The 19,851-nt window shown below is 44.6% G+C and carries 15 protein-coding genes and 1 other RNA gene; 3 read left to right on the top strand and 13 right to left on the bottom strand.

The genetic code is table 11. From position 1 onward, the window contains the following. Positions 1 to 31: 31 nt before the first annotated feature. From NST74_RS01035 to NST74_RS01025, 3 genes are all read right to left on the bottom strand, one after another. A complete protein-coding gene (locus tag NST74_RS01035) occupies positions 32 to 1,339 on the bottom strand; it encodes an aminoacetone oxidase family FAD-binding enzyme (RefSeq protein ID WP_341110023.1) in 1,308 nt (435 codons plus the stop codon). 481 nt (positions 1,340 to 1,820) lie between these two features. Beyond that, a complete protein-coding gene (locus NST74_RS01030) occupies positions 1,821 to 2,186 on the bottom strand; it encodes a hypothetical protein (protein ID WP_341110022.1) in 366 nt (121 codons plus the stop codon). Positions 2,187 to 2,613: 427 nt separating this feature from the next. Beyond that, positions 2,614 to 3,399 carry a nucleotidyltransferase domain-containing protein gene (locus tag NST74_RS01025; RefSeq protein WP_341110021.1) on the bottom strand — a complete coding sequence of 262 codons (786 nt, stop codon included), beginning with the start codon at positions 3,397 to 3,399 and terminating at the stop codon, positions 2,614 to 2,616. Between the two features lie 717 nt (positions 3,400 to 4,116). Here NST74_RS01025 and NST74_RS01020 point away from each other — a divergent pair. The 3 genes from NST74_RS01020 to NST74_RS01010 all read left to right on the top strand — a co-directional run bounded on the left by NST74_RS01020 (position 4,117) and on the right by NST74_RS01010 (position 7,106). Continuing rightward, the gene (locus NST74_RS01020; RefSeq protein WP_341110020.1) at positions 4,117 to 4,332 is read left to right on the top strand and encodes a hypothetical protein; all 216 of its coding nucleotides are present in this window, start codon (positions 4,117 to 4,119) and stop codon (positions 4,330 to 4,332) included. A gap of 302 nt (positions 4,333 to 4,634) precedes the next feature. Continuing rightward, positions 4,635 to 5,201 (top strand): TetR/AcrR family transcriptional regulator, encoded by a 567-nt coding sequence (locus NST74_RS01015; RefSeq protein ID WP_341110019.1) that lies wholly within the window; start codon positions 4,635 to 4,637, stop codon positions 5,199 to 5,201. A gap of 60 nt (positions 5,202 to 5,261) precedes the next feature. Further along, positions 5,262 to 7,106 (top strand): alpha/beta fold hydrolase, encoded by a 1,845-nt coding sequence (locus tag NST74_RS01010; protein ID WP_341115797.1) that lies wholly within the window; start codon positions 5,262 to 5,264, stop codon positions 7,104 to 7,106. Positions 7,107 to 7,159: 53 nt separating this feature from the next. On the opposite strand, the gene ssrA is transcribed toward NST74_RS01010, so the two are convergent. The 10 genes from ssrA to NST74_RS00960 form a co-directional block, all read right to left on the bottom strand. Next, positions 7,160 to 7,524, bottom strand: a transfer-messenger RNA (tmRNA) gene (ssrA, locus tag NST74_RS01005). A 198-nt stretch (positions 7,525 to 7,722) separates the two neighbouring features. Further along, on the bottom strand, positions 7,723 to 8,202 hold the full coding sequence (gene smpB, locus NST74_RS01000) for an SsrA-binding protein SmpB (protein ID WP_042123338.1): 480 nt from the start codon (positions 8,200 to 8,202) through the stop codon (positions 7,723 to 7,725). 693 nt (positions 8,203 to 8,895) lie between these two features. Further along, positions 8,896 to 11,778 (bottom strand): ribonuclease R, encoded by a 2,883-nt coding sequence (rnr, locus tag NST74_RS00995; protein WP_341115796.1) that lies wholly within the window; start codon positions 11,776 to 11,778, stop codon positions 8,896 to 8,898. Between the two features lie 344 nt (positions 11,779 to 12,122). Continuing rightward, entirely contained in the window at positions 12,123 to 12,356 is a 234-nt protein-coding gene (secG, locus tag NST74_RS00990) for a preprotein translocase subunit SecG (protein ID WP_042123332.1), read from the bottom strand. Positions 12,357 to 12,584: 228 nt separating this feature from the next. After that, positions 12,585 to 13,871, bottom strand: a complete 1,287-nt coding sequence (gene eno, locus NST74_RS00985; protein ID WP_042123330.1) for a phosphopyruvate hydratase — start codon at positions 13,869 to 13,871, stop codon at positions 12,585 to 12,587. A gap of 68 nt (positions 13,872 to 13,939) precedes the next feature. Then, positions 13,940 to 15,484, bottom strand: coding sequence for a 2,3-bisphosphoglycerate-independent phosphoglycerate mutase (gpmI, locus tag NST74_RS00980; RefSeq protein ID WP_042123328.1), 1,545 nt, complete (start codon positions 15,482 to 15,484; stop codon positions 13,940 to 13,942). A gap of 1 nt (position 15,485) precedes the next feature. Beyond that, entirely contained in the window at positions 15,486 to 16,238 is a 753-nt protein-coding gene (gene tpiA, locus NST74_RS00975; RefSeq protein ID WP_042123325.1) for a triose-phosphate isomerase, read from the bottom strand. 27 nt (positions 16,239 to 16,265) lie between these two features. After that, a complete protein-coding gene (locus NST74_RS00970; RefSeq protein ID WP_042123322.1) occupies positions 16,266 to 17,447 on the bottom strand; it encodes a phosphoglycerate kinase in 1,182 nt (393 codons plus the stop codon). A 116-nt stretch (positions 17,448 to 17,563) separates the two neighbouring features. After that, positions 17,564 to 18,574, bottom strand: a complete 1,011-nt coding sequence (gap, locus tag NST74_RS00965) for a type I glyceraldehyde-3-phosphate dehydrogenase (protein ID WP_036687120.1) — start codon at positions 18,572 to 18,574, stop codon at positions 17,564 to 17,566. A gap of 102 nt (positions 18,575 to 18,676) precedes the next feature. Then, positions 18,677 to 19,729 carry a sugar-binding transcriptional regulator gene (locus NST74_RS00960; RefSeq protein ID WP_076116268.1) on the bottom strand — a complete coding sequence of 351 codons (1,053 nt, stop codon included), beginning with the start codon at positions 19,727 to 19,729 and terminating at the stop codon, positions 18,677 to 18,679. Positions 19,730 to 19,851: the final 122 nt, after the last annotated feature.

Genomic DNA, 19,851 nt, shown 5'->3' with positions numbered 1-19,851 from the left:
GTTAATTGATGCATCCCTTTTCCTAATAAATTTATTGAATTGACTTAGCTAGCGCCATGGCGGCCACATATCCGGAACTCCAGGCCCATTGCAGGTTATAGCCGCCGAAATCTCCGTCCACATCCATCACTTCGCCAGCCAAATACAGCCCAGGCACCAGCTTGGATTCCAGCGTTCCTTCGATGAGTTCCGACGTATCAATGCCGCCTGCTGTCACTTGCGCATTCGTAAAGCCATTGGTATCCGTCACTTTAAATTCCCAACGCTTCAAGATTCGATAAAATTTCCCCTTGGTTTTCATCGATAGATCCTGGCAAAGCAGCTCTGGCTGTTGATCTAAGCCCGTCTCTTTTAGTAGGACAGAAACAAGCTTCTTATTGAAGATGCCAACAAGGCAATCCGCCACAGTCCGGTGTCCAAAGGTCTCCCAGAGCCTTTCTAAAAACTCAACTAACTCTTCCTCCGTGCGGCCCGGCATCAGATCAACCGACAATGTTACCTGTTCTCCTCTTGCAAGATGATACGCAGCCTTCCTGCTTAGCTGAAGAATTGGCGGGCCGGTAATACCATAATCCGTGAAGGCAATTTCACCCTGTTCACTGCAGATAACTTTACCGTTCACAATGATATGAGCTTGTCCCTGAGATTTGATAGTGGACAGTGCCCTCATATTCGGATATTGCAGCTTCAATTGCACAATGGCCGGTAAAGGCTTAATCAGGGTGTGTCCCAGACGTTCGGCAAGTGTATACCCAGGAGGTTCTTTTCCCGCATTTGGACCGGCAAGGCCACCCGCAGATAGAAGTAGATAGTCGCTAGTATAAACAACCTCCTCCTCTGTCTCCGTTTGGCATTTTATCTTGAAGCGTGGATGATTCTTCGAAACAGTAACATCCAACACTTTGTTATTGAGGTACACCGGAACATTCCGATCCTCCAGCGCAAGCTGGAAAATATCCAGCACCGCTGCTGCCTGCAGCGACATCGGATACATCAAGCCCTCCTTCAATCTTGTAAGCGGAAGCCCGAGAAAGGAGAAAAAATCTATGGTCTGACGGATGCCAAATTGCTGCAATACCGCAAGTGGAAATCCGGCCTGATTACTGTGATACTTGCGCGATAAAGCGATTGCTTCATCTGTACCCGTTGCAGTGGATTCATTTGTAATGTTACAGCGGCCATCACCTGTCATTAATATCTTCTTTCCAATCCGGTCGTTACTCTCCAGAATGGCAGTATCGATACCCATATCACACGCAGTAACAGCGGCCATTAGTCCGGCAGCACCTGCGCCGATAATAAACAGCTTGTGGTGCATAGAAGTCTGATTCTCATACATGGTTGGTCATTGCATCCTTTATCCGATTTTCTAAAAGCACAGAAACACTTTATTAAATTATAGCATAAGTGTACTGGTTTTCATTTATATCTACTTATTAACTCATCCCATCCTATGTTTGCCTTTTTTATCCCTATATAGAACCTTGAATTTTTTTGGGCTTCACAACTTTCACAATTCTAAGACTGAATGAATAGCGATTCCAGAGCTTATCATCTTTAATTACGGGACAAGCACTTCTTCTACACTGCAATTTTAGTTCCATATACGAAAGATACTGGACCTAGCAAAAAAAGACACCCTTTAAGGTGTCTTCACTTACTCCATATTGAGCCGAGAGAGTTGAACCCCTGTCCGAAGATAACGGCACATAAGCTTTTACGAGTGTAGTCACAGTTTTGATGTCACCCTAGATGTCACCCTAGAAGCATTCTAGCCAGCCAGAAGATTTACATAAAGGTTTTTAATTTTTAAGAAGTTGCTAATTCCCTGGGGAATCAAGATACGCTTCAGCTTCTTCTATCGATTCGTACAAGTTTGCAATATCTTTAAACATACGATGCATTTGCGTTTTGTAGAACGCGGTAGGCGCAACATACACCCATTTGTGTTTTGTAGAGATCCCGGCTTTCACAGCATCTTCACCAGTTGGAGCAAGAATTGCCATCACTTCTTGCTTAAATACCAAACCTCCAGTAATTACAGTCATACCTGTAAACCCTCGCTTAGTTTTCTTCAGTACTCTCGGAAATTGTTCCGCGTACGCAAGGGCATCCTCAACTTCCATGCCGTCCGATGTTACAATAATTCTGTTTTTATTTTTAACATAATCAATAGTAAAACTCATGATAGTAATTCCTCCGAATGTTTTGCTTTTGATGCTTAATACCATAATCTTATATCAGTTCGAGCTCTTATAGATGTAATTTCGGAAAATGTGCCACTAATTATTAACTTCAAAGTGAATGATCTTTTTTTAGATGTAAAAAGCATGTCTACAATAATGAACACATTTAGTTCCCCATAATTCCTTGTCTACATTCAGTATCGAACTCAACCATTAAACAGCAAAAAACCCGCTATTTAGCGGGTTTTTCTTATGGAGCCGAACCGTAGCTTGGCAAATCCACAATTCGCCGCGGCATGATGGTCAGGATTTTTGGTGAGGTGGCATAGATCTTCAACAAGCCTGGCCGTTTCCTCATCGAAACAATGCCTCATCCTGCTAGCCATGAAGCTATCTATTCAACTATCGTTCCCGTTAGCGGAACAGTTTATAAATCGAGAACCGGAACCGGTCCGTCCATCCAGTTCAGCTGGCTATCCATCATGAACTGAACCGACCAATGATGCTCTGCCTGATACCAGTTATTAAATTCCACAATACTCTCGTACAGATTCTCGACGGCTTCCGGCGTTCGTTCTTCCAGTACCCGATGGATGTCCGCCAACAAATTCTCCGGCTTCTTTTCAACCCCTTCCAGAACCTTTAAGAACCACTTATAAGAAGGGAACAGCGTTTCGTTGTGTACCAAAATCAACCTACCTGCGAAAAAGGCATAGTGGGTCAAACAGTAGTCGATTAATAAACGATTGTTGCGTTTCAGTCCTTCGTAATAATACCATTTCCAGGTTTCGAATTGTGCATAGAACTTCTGCATGTTCTCTGCCTTTTTCTCCACCGGATATCGGGGAGCGTCTTGGACCAACTGTTCCAACCCCTCGATATTGGAATAGGTGACGAACGCATCCTGGAATGCGAACTTAGCAGGATCGCTGCCGGATTCGGCCACTTGCTTGATGTAGGAAGCGGATACAACTTTCCCGTCCACGTAACCGCCTTCATAAGAACAGGATTCCGTTTCGAAATACCCAAGATTATGGATGGAACAAGCTTTCTTGTAATCCTCTTCAGAAAGGACGATCATAATGTCGATATCAGAGGTTTCGTTGGCAAAGCCATGCGCCACGGAACCTCCGATGATGATTCCTTGTACGTCGGGTCTGGCTTTAAGCTTGTTGGTGATGGCATCAATGGCAGCTTGATGATGGGGATACATAATACATCCACTCCAATAAAATTAATATAAGCATTAATTAGTAAGCCAATACGTTAATCATAAGTAAATAATATTCCACTTTTGAAATTCCCGCAATCCCCCGAATGAATCAATCGTCTTATAGATAACTACCAGTTAGTTTAGTTCCATCTAAAAATCAACCAAGCTCCAGAGACATTTCCACTTTGAGTATAACAACGAGAACCCCTAATTGTCCCTAAAAAAGCGACGGTAGCGACCGGAGCGTCACAAAACGCAGCCGTCAGTACCGTCACTATTTTTGACCCAACCGAGTTGAACCCCTGTCCCCATAAGCGGCTTAAACCCTTGCTGGGAAAGGGATTAAGGAATCTGAGGCGGGGCTAGGCAAATCCACAAAAATATATATCAAAAAAACATTGTGCCTATTAGCATACAGTTATTCTTTTTAAAATTTGTGCAAGATCATTTAGTATTTCATTTAGATCACTTGGCCATTCCTTCATAGTAGTAACATGCGTTAATAATTCTATATCCATCTTACTTTTGTTATAGCGAATACCAAACCGTGAACATAATAAATCTACTACTCTATCCCCAGTACTAAATCCAGTTTTTTATCAGACCATTTCTTAGAAAACTGTTCAAGCTCAACGGGTAGCTGAGGTTCAAATCGCAGAAAGACAATTCAGCAAGGAACACCCATTAATTACTGAAGTGGAACTCCGGCAACTGTTTGTGGAATTCAAAGAGTATATTTCTAGCAGAAATGTCCCGGAAATCAAAAAATTTATTGGCAGCTACGTTGATAAAGTCATTATTTATAATGAACATGTTGAAGTCATCTTTAAACTGGATGCTGTCGGTATTACACTTGACGGCAATGACTTTGATGCTTTTGCCGCTACTGTCGCTAAAAAGGAACTGTTCGAGGTAGTAACTGATGTTATCTAAACGTAAAAGAAGCCTTGCCTATATTAAAGGCAAGGCTTCTTTTACAAAATTGTGGATTTGGCATATGGAGCCGAGGGGAGTCGAACTCCTGTCCGAAGATAACGGCACATAAGCTTCTACGAGTGTAGTCACAGTTTTGATGTCACCCGAGTATCGCCCCGTAACCGGCTATACGTTGGGTCAGCCTGATTATCTTCTTCCGCTCGCCCCCAGGCGGAGACCAGACGGCGTAGTTTGTTTGTTCCTACTTGCAACCCTCGAATTAGTACTGTATAGTTCTAGTCATGACAAAGGTAAAATTAATGAATCAAAAACGTGTGATTGAAGTGGCAGCAACCTTATTTTTAGAAAAGGGATTTGCTTATACAAGCATGGATGAGTTAGTACGTGTAAGCAAAGTATCAAAATCTAATGTGTACTACCACTTCTCTGATAAGGAAGAATTGTTAGCAGCGGTCGTGGATTATTGGATAGAAACGTATGAGCGTGCAATGGATGAAATTCTATCTCAGAACCAATTATCCGTTGAAGATCGTGTCCAGATGTTTTTAAAGCATTTATCACAGGGAGTTCAGTCAAGAGAGTATAAGGGTAGCTGTCCATTTATCACTCTTTATATTCAAAGTCCTGCACAAGCTACGCACATAAAAGAAAAGATAGGTCTCTTTTTTACAGGATTACAAATGAAAATCTCTCTATTACTACAACAAGGAGCAGAAAAAGGCGAGTTCAGAGATACGATTCATATTGACGAGGTAGCGGCACTTTTTATCACGAATCTTGAAGGAGCGCTGTTTCTTTCAGAGACATTGAAAGATGCAACTGTTATTACGAAAACAGCCAGCCAATTTTTCAACTTGCTTCGATAAAAGAAGCATTTTTTTACACAAAAGTAGTACCGATCAGTACTAAAATGGAGAGTGGATGAATTGAGGACCATATTTTTAACGGGTGGAACAGGCTTTATTGGGAGGCAATTCGTGGAGGAGCTTCTTAAAGAGGATGTTATGATTTTTCTTTTAGTGAGGTCGAAAGGTAAAGCAACACGTGTTTTTCAGGAAAAAGGTATTTTAAACGAGGCAGCCCTGCACTTTATTGAAGGTGATCTGACGAAACCAGATTTAGGTTTAAGTGATGAAGATAAGGATAGGGTCCTGAACACGGATGTTATTATTCACGCAGGTGGACAAATGGATATTCAAGCGACAAAGCAAGAGGCAACGACTGTATTTTTAAACGGTGCCAAGCATATCAGTGAATTCGCTAAAAGTATCCATCAATCGAAGGGTTTGCAGCAATTTATTCATGTAGTTGGATATATGAGCCCCTTTGATGATACTAACAGCAAGGTAGCGATAGATGTGTTTAAAGAAGGACACGACTATTTGAAAATAAAAAATCCTTATGAAAGAACAAAATTTTTAGCAGATCTTTATATTCGCCAGCAGGCATCCGCAATAGGCTATCCGCTTTCTGTAATTAATCCGCCAACTGTAGTCGGCAGCAGCAAAACAGGGAGTACGGAGCAAGTAGCAGGCTTAGGCTTGCTTGTGGCGAGTATGCGAAGAGGGCTGATGCCCGTTATTCCTGGAGGCAAGGGGTATAAATTACCGCTTATTTCAAACGATGAGCTAGCGAAGTTTATGGTTCAGGTTTTTAAGCTGGAGCAATCGTCTATTCAAACCTATACACTTGTTCAAGACAAACAGCTTGATCCGGATATATCTGAATTATTAGGTGTTATGTCAGAAAGTATGAATATGGCAGCACCTACAATCTCTGTGCCCATTCGCTTCATGAAGGCACTTATGAAAAGTGGGATAAGTAAAATAACACAAATTCCATCTGATGGACTGAACTTTATTACAAATAGAACGTTTTCAAATGATTTATCGAAAAAAATCATAGGCGAAGATTGGTTTAATAAGACGAGTGTTATGAATTTTTTCCCGGCCGTAGTAGCAGATTTGGATTATCGCTTGATGTACCCAAATGACCAGCATAATCATGCATTTGAACGAACATTAATCGGAAATACTGTGATATATCAAATACAAGGAGAAGGCAGGCCATTTATTTTATTCCACGGTTTGTTGAGTGATGGAGCCGATTTATTTCCTTTAGGACTTGAGCTTCATGAAAAAACGGGTCAACCCGTATGGATTCCAGATCTTCCAGGTTTAGGACGCTCCCCTTTTAAGCGAGAGAAAAATCTTCTGGATCTCTATTTGAATATAGTGAATGAGTTATTAGGAAAAGCTACTAATGGCGCACATTGGATTGGCCATTCCTTCGGAGCGGTTATTCTGCTGGAAGCGTTAGTGCGAGAGTACATAGATACCAAGAATACTATTACTTTACTTCAGCCGCCTGTTGCGAAAAATAATTCTAAATCGTTTAATGCTCCTCCATTTATGAACAAATGGGCATTGAAGTTAGCAACTGCTAATTCATTAGAACGTTATTTAATCGGTAATGGTCTGTTTGAAAATACGGAGAGCATTCCGAAACATTATATTGCAAAAGTCCGCAGCAGCTTTACTTCGCCTAGAATTCTAAATACAACTCTTCAGCTCAACCGTTTTCTATCGAAAGACTATCAGGGTGATTTCACCAAAGTACCAAGATATAATCTTCATATTATTTGGGGAGATCAAGATAGACGCTATTCTGCTCCATTTCATCTTGGTAAGGTTGATGTTGTTCCATATGGTCATCATTTTCCACTTAACCATCCAAGGGAAACGGCTTCCTATATACTAGGAAATTCATAATACATCCACAGAAATGAAAAAGACACCTTTAGGGGTGTCTTCTACTTTACTCCATATGGAGCCGAGGGGAGTCGAACCCCTGTCCGAAGATAACGGCACATAAGCTTCTACGAGTGTAGTCACAGTTTTGATGTCACCCGAGTATCGCCCCGTAACCGGCTATACGTTGGGTCAGCCTGATTATCTTCTTCCGTTGACCCCAGGCGGAGACCAGACGGCGTATCCCACTACTTGTTAGCCCCTATCCCTGTCACATGGGCGATGCAGGGTAGAAGCACGCGCGCAGTTTCTTAGGCTGCGAAAGCGTAGTTGTTTTGTTGTTTGCCGTTTAATAGGCTTTAGCGTTGATGAAGCGGACGCGTCCCCACTACTCGCTACTCATGCTCGAACTACCCCCGTCGAATCCAAGAACGGCCCCTCATTATAAAGGGCGCTTCGGATCAAGCGGATCTTCCAAGCAAGAGAGATCCAATCCACAGCTTCTTCTTCAAGAAGTCTGTAACGAAGCAATAATCTTACTTACTCAGTATATCACATTTATCAATACTTTAACACGTGGGTTAAAGGAATTGAAGGTGAAAACTGGTACTCATTTGAATCGTTCATTCTTCCTAGATTATCTGGCGATCTTTTGCTTCTCACGCAATACACGCTGGATATCACGCTGAGCATCACGCTTAGCAGCAGAGTCACGTTTATCGTACTCTTTCTTACCTTTACCAAGACCAATCAACAGCTTCGCATAACCATTTCGCACATAAACCTTAAGTGGCACAATCGTAAATCCATCTCGCTTGGACAAGCCCAGCAGTTTATGAATTTGCTCTTTATGCATCAGCAATTTACGAGTACGCGTCGGGTCAGTAGGGTTAGCACGATTACCTTGTTCAAAAGGGCTGATATGCATGTTGTGAATGTGAATCTCACCGTTACGGATCGTAGCAAAAGCATCTCCAATATTAGCGCGGCCATTACGCAGCGACTTGATCTCTGTACCTGTCAGCACCAAGCCAGCTTCATAAGTATCCTCGATAAAATAATCATGGGAAGCTTTTTTGTTCTGGGCAAGTACTTTCCCGTCTGCTTTTTTACCCATGAGAATCACTCCTTGAATCATATTCATAAGTTAAAGTAACCATGTCTCTCTAATCTTAAACGACATAGTCATCGAACGTCTGATCTATATTGTAACAAATGGAATCAATTGTGCGCAAGGAAGGATCAGGTAATCCTTTCCCATTCATTTTGACAACTAGTTGTCAGTAAGTTTACCCATTAATTAACTTTAATTACATTTGTTTATAAAAAGGTGTTTATGTTTCTCTCTCCCTCGGACGCTAAAGCTAATTAAGCTACATAAATGCACTTTATACATCTATTTAATATATTTAGTCGCTCGATGGTGGTTTAGTTGTACTTTCTGCAGTTCAAAACTCGAAATCATTCCGTTTTAAAGGTACTGATCCGATTTAGATGTACAAAGTGCAATTAACCTCAATCTTTACTGAAACGCCAGAATTTTAACTGCACATTATGCAATTAAAAATAAGCATTGTGATAGCACTAGTTACTTTGCTCCAATCCAAGTCTCATAGTTGCAAAACGGCGCTGTCACATAGCTTCTTCTGACTATTACTCAACAACTTGTGGCAACCAAATGTCTCGTTCAGAACGAAAATTTCACACTTGAGCCGAGCTGCAGAAAACAATTAAAAAAGCACCGCCCCCAGCAAAGGGACGGTGCTTAATCTTGCGTCATAGAGCTACTAAACGTAGCCCATAACGTTATTTATTTCTTCTTTCTCTTACGAGGAGCTCCGTCTGGAGCGCTGCCCGTAGTGTCACTACGTTTAGAAGTGGCTTGTTCAGACGTCTGAACGTTGCCAGGTGTCACGGACTGACCGATGAACACACCGCTTTTGTTCTTCTTTTTCCGGCGACCTTTACCTGTTGGAGCGTCGTTACGACCTCCTCCACCGCCAAAGTTACCGCCGCGGTCCTCGCGGCTGCGGAACTTCGTGCTGCCGTCCAGGCCACGAACTTCGCCGCCAGAAGACTCGGACGCAGGAGCGCCGTATCCGCCTTTGCCGGAGCCAAAGCCGAAGCTGATGCCGCGTCCACCACCTGCACCGCCGTTGTCCCCACCGCGGCCTCGCCCGCCGCTGCGCTCACGCGGTGCGCCTGCGTTGCCGCCGGCTTCGCCCCCGCGCTCTGCGCCGGTGCTTCCGCCCGGCGCCGCAACACCCCGGCTCGCATCCTCGCCGGCATCACGCCCGCGCTTCCGCTTTCCGCGTCCGCCCGGTGCAACAGCACCGGCCGCTTCGCGCGGCCCTTCGCCAGCGCGCACACCTGCGCCCGGCTTGCCCTTTCCCGCGCCTACAGCAGCGCCGGGCTTGCCTTTACCGCCGCGGCCCTTGCCACCGCCAGTTTTACCCCCAGCGGCTGGCTTGCCGAAGCCGCCGCCACCTGAACGGCCGCCTTTGCCACCGCGGCTGCCTCCAAAACCACCGCTGCGATGCTCGCCTGGCGCGCGCGGTTTCATGTCGACCAACTCGAAATCAATCGTGTGGTCATCCATATTTACCTTGGCGACTCGAATCTTCACCTCGTCGCCAATACGGAACACCCGTGATGTGCGCTCGCCAATGAGCGCCATATGCGCCTCGTCGAAGTGATAATAATCGTCGCTCATTGCACTCAGACGAATTAGACCTTCGACGGTGTTGTCCAGCTCGATGAACATTCCGAAGCTGGTCACACTGCTGACCATAGCCTCGAATTCCTCGCCTACTTTATCTTGCATGTATTCCGCTTTCTTCAGCTGCTCTGTATCACGTTCAGCCTCTACCGCCACACGCTCACGTTCCGAGGACTGCTGAGCAATGTCAGGCATCCGGCCGGCCAAATAATCATGTCGTTTCTGGCTCAGCGCCCCTCCATTCTCAATCACTTCACGCATTACGCGGTGTATAACCAGATCGGGGTACCGGCGAATTGGAGAAGTAAAGTGAGAATAGTATTCTGCAGCGAGTCCGAAATGGCCTGTGCTCTCTGCATCATATTTCGCCTGCTTCATGGAACGCAGCATCATTGTGCTAATAACGGTCTGTTCTTTAGTTCCTTGGATTTGCTCCAACAGATCCTGCAAAGCACGTGGATGAACCGAATTGCCGCGTCCCTTCACGTGATATCCGAAATTAGCCGCAAAAGCCATAAAATTCTGCAGCTTCTCTGGGTCTGGATCTTCGTGAATCCGGTAAAGGAACGGAACCTTCAGCCAGTGGAAATGCTCAGCGACCGTTTCATTCGCTGCGAGCATAAATTCCTCGATAATCTGCTCCGCTACTGAACGCTCACGCTTCACAATATCTACAGCCTTGCCGTTCTCATCCACAATGATTTTGCTCTCTTCGAAATCAAAATCAACCGCGCCCCGCCGCATCCGCGCATCGCGTAGCTTCATCGCCAGTTCTTTCATGAGACGGAAATCATCAATTAATGGACTATAACGCTCCAGCAATTCTGGATCTTCATCCTCCAAAATTTTACGAACATTAGAATAAGTCATTCTTTCTTTGGTGCGAATCACACTGGTAAAGACATCGTGCTTCACAACCTTCATGTGTTCGTTAAATTCCATCTCGCAGGACATCGTTAAGCGGTCAACCTGTGGGTTCAAGCTACAAATCCCGTTAGACAAACGGTGAGGAAGCATCGGAATAACCCGATCCACCAAATACACGCTACAGCCCCGATCGTACGCTTCTTTATCAAGTTCAGAGCTCTCACGTACGTAATAGCCTACATCCGCAATATGCACGCCTAGCTTGTAATTTCCGTTCTCCAATCGCTGAACATTAACGGCATCATCCAAGTCCTTAGCATCTTCGCCATCAATCGTGACAATGTTTAGTCCGCGCAAGTCGCGTCGTCCCTGCTCAGCAATTTCCTCTTCTGTGATTGAATCCGGAGCATTGTCCGCTTCGTACATCACTTCAGCCGGAAATGCCTCTGGTAGCTGATGCTTACGGATGATAGATAGAATATCGACACCCGGATCATCCTTATGTCCGAGAATCTCAATAATTTCACCTTCTGCTGCTGATCGTCCTTCTGGATAATTCACGATGCGCACAACGACCTTTTGCCCGTCTACCGCCCCCATGAAGGATTGCTTAGGAATAAAAATATCACGGTTAATCCGTTTATCATCAGGCAGCACAAAACCATAAGTCTCTAGATTTTGAAATACACCGACCGTTTGCAATACGCCACGTTTTACAATACGTTCAACTTCGCCTTCCATACGTCCACCAGACGGACTTTTAGAGGTAATACGGATCAAGACGATATCGCCATTCATAGCTCCCTTAAGATCATTCGCATGGATATACACGTCAGGATGATCACGATCATCCGGGATCAAAAAAGCGAAGCCTTTCGCGTGAGCTTGTAACCGGCCGCGCAGTAAATCCATTCTTTCCGGCACGCCATAACGTGCATTACGAGTTAATACAATTCTTCCGTCCTGCTCTAATTCAATTAGTAGTTCCTCGAACTTTTTAAACCCTGTGCTATCTTCTAGAGCAAAATGGCTCACCAGCTCTTCATAAGTCATTGGTTTATATGCAGTTTCCCGCATGAAATCGAGTAATATTTCTTGTGTTATCATGTTCGTCACCCCAGCCCTCCGCGGCTCCAAGCCGCTGGCAAATATGTATGTCTTGTCCTGCCCTGTAGTAATGCCAAGTAAAATTTACCTTTACCTACTTCATACCCTAGTATACACGAAATCAATCCTTCGCATCCCTGTTACTGTCATCCAAAGGTAAACGCAGTACAAAATTTCAGTCACAACGAAGAAGATAGCCTATTTATTAGGTCTCTACCGTACCGAATCTTATTCTTCCTTAATGCAAAGAAAAGCACCTACAGGTGCTTATCCCCTTTTAATTATAACAAAAAAGCCTTCGCTCCATTCCATTCAGAACAGAGCGAGGGCTTACTGTAGGTACTTTAGTCAATGAAAACAGCAGCTAGAATCGCCATAATGAAGAATCCTGCAGCAAGTCCAACAGTTACACGTTGTAGTACGAGTTCCATACCACGAGCTTTTGTTTTACCAAAGAGATGCTCAGCACCGCCGGAGATGGCACCGGAAAGACCCGCGCTTTTCCCCTTTTGCAGAAGAACGACCGCAATAAGACCGACGGAAAAAATCAGGAGCACAACTTTCAAAAAGATATCCATTCACTTCCACCTCCTACGCCTAAGCATCACTATCTATGGTAATTGAGGTTATCACGATACATAAACAGTATTCTTATTTTATCATAGCGTTGTCGGTAATACAACCGCCTAGGCTGTTAAGTCGTAGCTTTTCTTGTAAGATAAGGAATTACATAGTGTCTGCGTCTCTTTGAGTACAAAAAAGACCCGCCATAATGACGGGTCTTCGTACTCTGCTATAAAAGCAGATTATCTTTTAAGGTTGTAGAAGGATTTCAGGCCGTTGTATTGAGCCAATTCACCCAACTCGTCTTCGATGCGAAGCAATTGGTTGTATTTAGCAACACGGTCTGTACGGGAAGGAGCACCTGTTTTGATTTGACCAGCGTTAGTCGCAACAGCGATGTCAGCGATTGTGCTATCTTCGGATTCACCGGAACGGTGAGAGATAACTGCTGTGTAACCAGCACGTTTAGCCATTTCGATAGCATCGAAAGTTTCAGTCAATGTACCAATTTGGTTAACTTTAACCAAGATGGAGTTACCGATACCTTTTTCGATACCTGTTGCAAGACGCTCAGTGTTTGTAACGAACAAGTCGTCACCAACCAATTGAACTTTGTCTCCCAATTTTTCAGTAAGCAATTTCCAACCATCCCAGTCGTCTTCGGACATACCGTCTTCGATTGTGATGATAGGATATTTTTCAACCCATGAAGCAAGAAGGTCAACGTACTCAGCGGAAGTGTAAGATTTACCTTCGCCAGCAAGGGTGTATTTACCGTCTTTGTAGAACTCAGTGGAAGCAACGTCCATACCCAAGAATACGTCAACACCTGGTTTGTAACCAGCTTTTTCAATAGCTTCGATGATTGTAGTGATTGCTTCTTCATTCGAACCAAGGTTTGGTGCGAAACCACCTTCGTCACCAACAGCTGTGTTCAGGCCTTTGGATTGAAGTACGGATTTCAAGTTGTGGAAGATTTCAGCACCTGTACGAAGAGCTTCTTTGAAGCTTGGAGCTCCTACAGGAAGAACCATGAACTCTTGAACGTCGATGTTGTTGTCCGCATGCTCACCACCATTGATGATGTTCATCATTGGTACTGGAAGAGTTTTAGCGTTGAATCCGCCCAGGTATACGTACAAAGGAATATCCAATGCTGCTGCAGCTGCACGAGCTACGGCCATGGATACAGCTAGGATTGCGTTAGCACCCAATTTTCCTTTGTTATGAGTTCCGTCCAAAGTGATCATCAATTTGTCGATGCCCACTTGGTCAAGAGCGTCCATACCAATAACTTCTGGAGCGATGATTTCATTTACGTTCTCAACAGCTTTCAGAACGCCTTTACCCATGTAACGGGATTTGTCGCCATCACGAAGCTCTACAGCTTCATGAGCGCCAGTGGAAGCGCCGGAAGGAACGATAGCGCGGCCTTTAGCACCGGATTCAAGATAAACGTCAACCTCTACAGTAGGGTTACCACGGGAGTCAAGGACTTCGCGAGCATAAACATCAGAAATAATAGTCATTTTAGTTAATCTCCTTTAAACAATGTTTTGGTTTTGATTGTTGAAGCTTAATCTTAGGTATTGTTTCCTTATTTGCGACTAGCGATCATGGATTGACCAGTCATTTCCGCAGGTTGCGGAATTCCCATCAGATCCAGAATGGTTGGTGCTACATCAGCAAGGATACCGCGATCGCGCAATACAACATTTTCATCCGTAAGGATGAACGGAACCGGGTTAGTAGTATGAGCTGTGAACGGACGACCGTTCTCATCAAATACCATGTCTGCATTACCGTGATCGGCGATAATGATCGCAACGCCACCCTTGGCAACTACTGCGTCCACTACTTTACCTACACACTCATCCGTTACCTCTACAGCCTTGATTGTTGGCTCCAGCATACCGGAGTGTCCAACCATATCAGGGTTTGCAAAGTTAAGGATAATAGCATCCTGTCTTTCCGCTTCGATTTCTGCTACGCAGGCTGCAGCCACTTCGTAAGCACTCATCTCAGGTTGAAGATCATAGGTTGCCACTTTAGGAGAGTTGATCAAGATACGAGTTTCTCCTGGAAGTTCCTCATCACGTCCACCACTGAAGAAGAACGTTACGTGCGGATACTTCTCAGTTTCCGCGATGCGCAGTTGCTTCTTGTTGTGTTGCACAAGTACTTCACCCAATGTGTTATCCAGGTTCTTCGGTGAATAGGCTACATAACCTTGTACCGTTTCGCTGAAAGTTGTCAGGCATACGAAGTGCAAGTCTTGCGGGAACAAAGGACCCCGGTCGAAACCGCGGAAATCTTGATTCGTGAAGACTTGTGACAATTGAATAGCACGGTCAGGGCGGAAGTTGAGGAACACGACGGAATCGCCGCTCTCTACTGCCGTTACCGGCTTGCCTTCACTGTCTACAATCACGCTAGGTTCAACGAATTCGTCGAACACGGAATTTGAATAAGACGCAGTGATAGCTTGCAGAGCATCCGTGTATTTAGGGCCTTCGCCATAAACCATAGCACGATAGGCTTTTTCTACACGATCCCAACGTTTGTCACGGTCCATGGCGTAATAACGTCCGGATACCGTTGCAATTGTACCTACTCCAACTTCTTCAATCTTAGCCACCAGATCTTGGACAAACTTCTTACCACTATCTGGAGGTACATCACGGCCATCCATGAAAGCATGGATATACACTTCGTGCATATCTTCTTTCTTAGCCAGGTCAAGCATAGCAAACAGGTGATTAATATGGCTATGTACCCCTCCGTCGGATACAAGCGCGTAAAGATGAAGCTTTTTACCTGTGTTCTTAGCATTTCTAACTGCGGCTACCAGTGTTTCATTATCGAAGAATTCGCCCTCACGGATCGATTTATCAATACGAGTCAAATCCTGGTATACAATCCGTCCTGCACCAATATTTAAGTGCCCTACTTCAGAGTTGCCCATTTGGCCTTCTGGAAGACCAACAGCTTCACCACAAGCAGTAAGGGTAGTATTAGGATATTGTTTCAAGTAACGGTCATAGTTAGGTTTGTTAGCTTGAGCAACGGCATTACCTTCAGATGTTCCACGCAAACCGAAACCATCCATGATGATCAAAGCTACAGGTCTTGGAGCTGACATCTTACTTCGCCCCCTCAACCAATTGAACGAAGGAAGCAGGCTGCAAGCTGGCACCGCCAACAAGCGCACCATCGATGTCGCTTTGGCCCATGTACTCAGTTACATTCTCAGGCTTCACGCTGCCGCCGTATTGAATACGAACAGCTTCAGCTGTTGCAACATCATACAGATCTTTTACAAGACTGCGGATGTACGCAATAACTTCGTTAGCATCTTGGGAAGTGGAAGATTTACCTGTGCCAATAGCCCAGATAGGTTCGTATGCAATGACAACTTTTGCTGCTTGCTCAGCACTAAGGCCTTGGAATGCAGCTTCAGTTTGTACTTTACATACAGCTTTCGTTTGATCAGCTTCACGCTCTTCGAGCTTTTCGCCAACACATACGATTGGAGTGATACCGTGACGGAATGCAGCGTGCATTTTCTTATTCACGATTTCATCTGTTTCGCCAAAATAAGCACGACGCTCTGAGTGACCAATGATTACATAGTCTACGCCAAGATCGCTAAGCATTACACCACTGATTTCTCCTGTGTAAGCACCGTTATCTTCAAAGTGCAGGTTCTGTGCGCCAATCTTGATGTCTGTACCTTTTGCAGCTGCTACAAGTGCAGGCAGGTTAGTAAATGGAGCGCAGATTACAGTCTCAACGCCTTCTACTTCTGCTTTGCCTTTGATGTCAGCAATAAAGCTTTCTGCTTCAGGAACTGTTTTGAACATCTTCCAGTTACCCGCAATAATTGGTGTTCTCATGAATTAAATTGCCTCCTTCTATACGTCTTACTTGTCGTTCAGTGCTTCTACGCCAGGAAGCGCCTTGCCTTCCATGAACTCAAGGGATGCACCGCCACCAGTGGAGATGTGATCCATTTGGTCAGCCAGGTGGAATTTTTCTGCTGCTGCTGCGGAATCCCCGCCGCCAATAACAGTGTAACCTTCAGTTGTTGCACAAGCTTTTGCTACTGCAAGTGTACCTTCAGCGAATTTATCGATTTCGAATACGCCCATAGGTCCATTCCAGACAACCAGCTTGGAGTTTTTGATAATATCGGCATAAAGTTCACGAGTCTTAGGTCCGATATCAAGTCCTTCCCAACCTTCTGGGATTTCATTGTAATTAACGATCTTAGTGTTAGCATCAGCACCGAATTTATCAGCAACAACAACATCAACAGGAAGCATGAAGTTTTTGCCAAGTGCTTTAGCTTTTTCGATGAATCCAAGAGCAACGTCAAGTTTGTCGTTGTCTACGAGTGATTTACCAATTTCGAAGCCTTGAGCTTTAGTGAATGTATAAGACAATCCACCGCCGATCAGAACGTTATCAGCCAAAGACAACAAGTTATCAATAACATCAATCTTGTCTTTAACTTTCGAACCACCGATGATCGCAGTGAAAGGACGTTCCGGGTTAGTAAGAGCTTTACCAAGAACGGTCAATTCTTTCTCCATCAAAAGACCGGATACAGCTGGTAGGAAATGAGCGATACCTTCTGTCGATGCATGTGCACGGTGAGCCGCACCAAACGCATCATTGACGAACAAATCAGCCAATTCAGCGAATTGTTTAGCCAATTCAGGATCGTTCTTTTCTTCGCCCGGGTAGAAACGAACGTTCTCAAGTACAAGTACGTCGCCTTCGCCTAGCTCAGCGATTTTTGCTTTTACAGCATCGCCAACAGCTTCATCAGCTTTAGCTACTGGTTTGCCGAGAAGCTCGGACAGACGTTCAGCAGCAGTAGTCAAACGCATGGAATCTACGAATTGGCCTTTAGGACGGCCCATGTGACTTGCGAGAATAATCTTTGCACCGTTCTCGATCAAATATTTAATGGTTGGAAGTGTTTCGCGAATACGAGTATCATCAGTAATTTTACCGTCTTCTACAGGTACGTTGAAATCCACGCGTACAAACACGCGTTTACCCTTTACTTCTACATCACGGACGCTCTTTTTGTTCATGATTAATTCCTCCACACCCAAAATTGTTTCTAGCAGGAAACAAGAAATACATTTAGAAAGAGCGGAAACAAGGAACTTCTGTTTCCGCTCTATAGATGTTGCTTATATCAAGTCAATTACTTAGCGATTTTAGCGAATTTCTCCAAAGTACGAACCAATTGTGCAGTGTAGGACATTTCATTGTCATACCAAGCAACAGTCTTAACCAGTTGTTTGTCGCCAACAGTCAATACTTTAGTTTGTGTAGCATCGAACAGGGATCCGAAAGTCATACCTTTGATGTCGGAAGATACGATTTCATCTTCAGTGTAACCATAAGTGTCTGGATCGGAAGCTGCTTTCATTGCTGCGTTGATTTCTTCAACAGTAACGCTCTTATCAAGAACAGTTACAAGCTCAGTCAGGGAACCAGTTGCAACTGGAACACGTTGAGCAGCACCATCCAATTTACCTTTAAGTTCTGGAATAACAAGACCGATTGCTTTAGCAGCACCAGTAGTGTTAGGGATGATGTTCTCAGCTGCTGCACGAGCACGTCTGAAGTCACCTTTAGCATGTGGAGCATCCAAAGTGTTTTGGTCGCCAGTGTAAGCGTGAATTGTAGTCATCAAGCCTTCAACGATACCGAACTTGTCGTTCAATACTTTTGCCATTGGAGCTAGGCAGTTCGTTGTGCAAGATGCGCCGGAAATAACAGTCTCAGTACCATCAAGAATGTCATCGTTAACGTTGTAAACGACAGTTTTCATGTCGCCAGTAGCTGGAGCGGAAATAACTACTTTCTTAGCTCCACCTTTCAAGTGTTTTTCAGCTGCTTCTTTAGTTGTGAAGAAACCTGTGCACTCAAGTACGATATCAACACCTAGGTCGCCCCATGGCAATTCTTCAGGGTTGCGGTTAGCAAGAACCTTAACTTCTTTGCCATTGACTTTGAAGAAGCCATCATGCACTTCAACATCACCTTGAAATTTACCTTGAGTTGTATCATATTTAAGCAAATGAGCAAGCATCTTAGCGTCAGTCAAGTCATTGATTGCTACCACTTCGATACCTTCTACATTTTGAATACGGCGGAAAGCAAGGCGTCCAATACGTCCAAATCCGTTAATTCCAACTTTTACACTCATTGAATAGTTCCTCCTAGAATTCGTTTTATTTATTCAAAACAGACCGTGAAGCCTGTCATGACAACAATGTTAAGTATAATGCAAGGTATATGTGCTAGTGTGTTACGAGGATATCTGCAACTGATTGTCGATTTCCTTGCCGATTTCTACAGCAGCAGCCTCGTCCGTGACGAGAATATTCTCCTGCCCGAAACGTAGCATGGCATGAATAGCTTTGGCCTTAGGTTTGCCTCCAGCAATACCGATGACTGTCTCCGTCCGAACAATATCTTCAAGACGTAGCCCCATCGTAAGCATAGTATGGACAACCTTACCATCTTCGTTAAAGTAATACCCAAAGGATTCAGCCACTGCTCCCTCACCCTGGATCTCTGAGACCGTAGCCTCATCCAGCTTGCGGCGGCGAGTCATTTCAATGGCATCCCCAATCCCATGTACAATAATACGCGAACTGCGGATGATTTGTACAATCTCTCCAATATTAGAGTCAAGTGCTAGTGACTGGTAGGCATCCCCACTAAGTAAATCAGGTACATGCAGCAACCGGTAATTCGCTCCAACCCGTTTTGCCATTGTTGAGGCAATTGTGTTGGCTTGAATCTCCATACTCTCTCCTAATCCACCACGCGCCGGAACAAACCAAGCGTTCTTATAGGAAAGGGATAACGGCGGTGTCAGTTGATCAGCCATATCGGCAAGCGTTGATCCACCAGTGACAGCAACTATATCATCTGTACGAAGTACACTGAGCAGCGCTTTTGCACCTGCTCGGCCGAGTTCACGTTTGGTGAATGGCGATGACTCACAATCACCCGGCACCACAATAACTTTATCCAGACCATACGTTGCCCGAATTTTCTCTTCCAGCTCATCCAGACCAAACAGGCTCTTAACGACCGGCTCTAGCAAATCAAGCAGCCTACGCCCAGCAGCGCTAATGCGCATACCAACGCTCTCGATCTCAATGAGCCCTTGCGATTTCAGAAGATCCGTCTCGGCACGCAGTACCCGCTCAGTCATATCAAGCGAAGCGGCAAGCGTTCTGCGCCCTATGATATCGGACAGCATGATCTGATGAAGAATCGTGTACCGTCTCTTAAGGGTTTCCATGAGATCAGGCAGAAGCTGCTTTTGGATATCTAATAAATTACGCATACTTTCACTCCTGCAACTTCGTCTTCCTCTATTCCCTTGTTCATGGTCTCAAAATGTCCCGGGTAAACTTTTTAAGTCCCACTCATATTCTAACCAAATATTGCTCGAAGTGCAAGTCTTCC

The sequence above is a fragment of the Paenibacillus sp. FSL F4-0125 genome (genome assembly GCF_038008565.1).
GTDB lineage: Bacteria > Bacillota > Bacilli > Paenibacillales > Paenibacillaceae > Paenibacillus_AQ.
The sequence above is the reverse complement of the archived record's forward strand: the minus strand, read 5'-3'. Positions and strand labels throughout refer to the sequence as shown.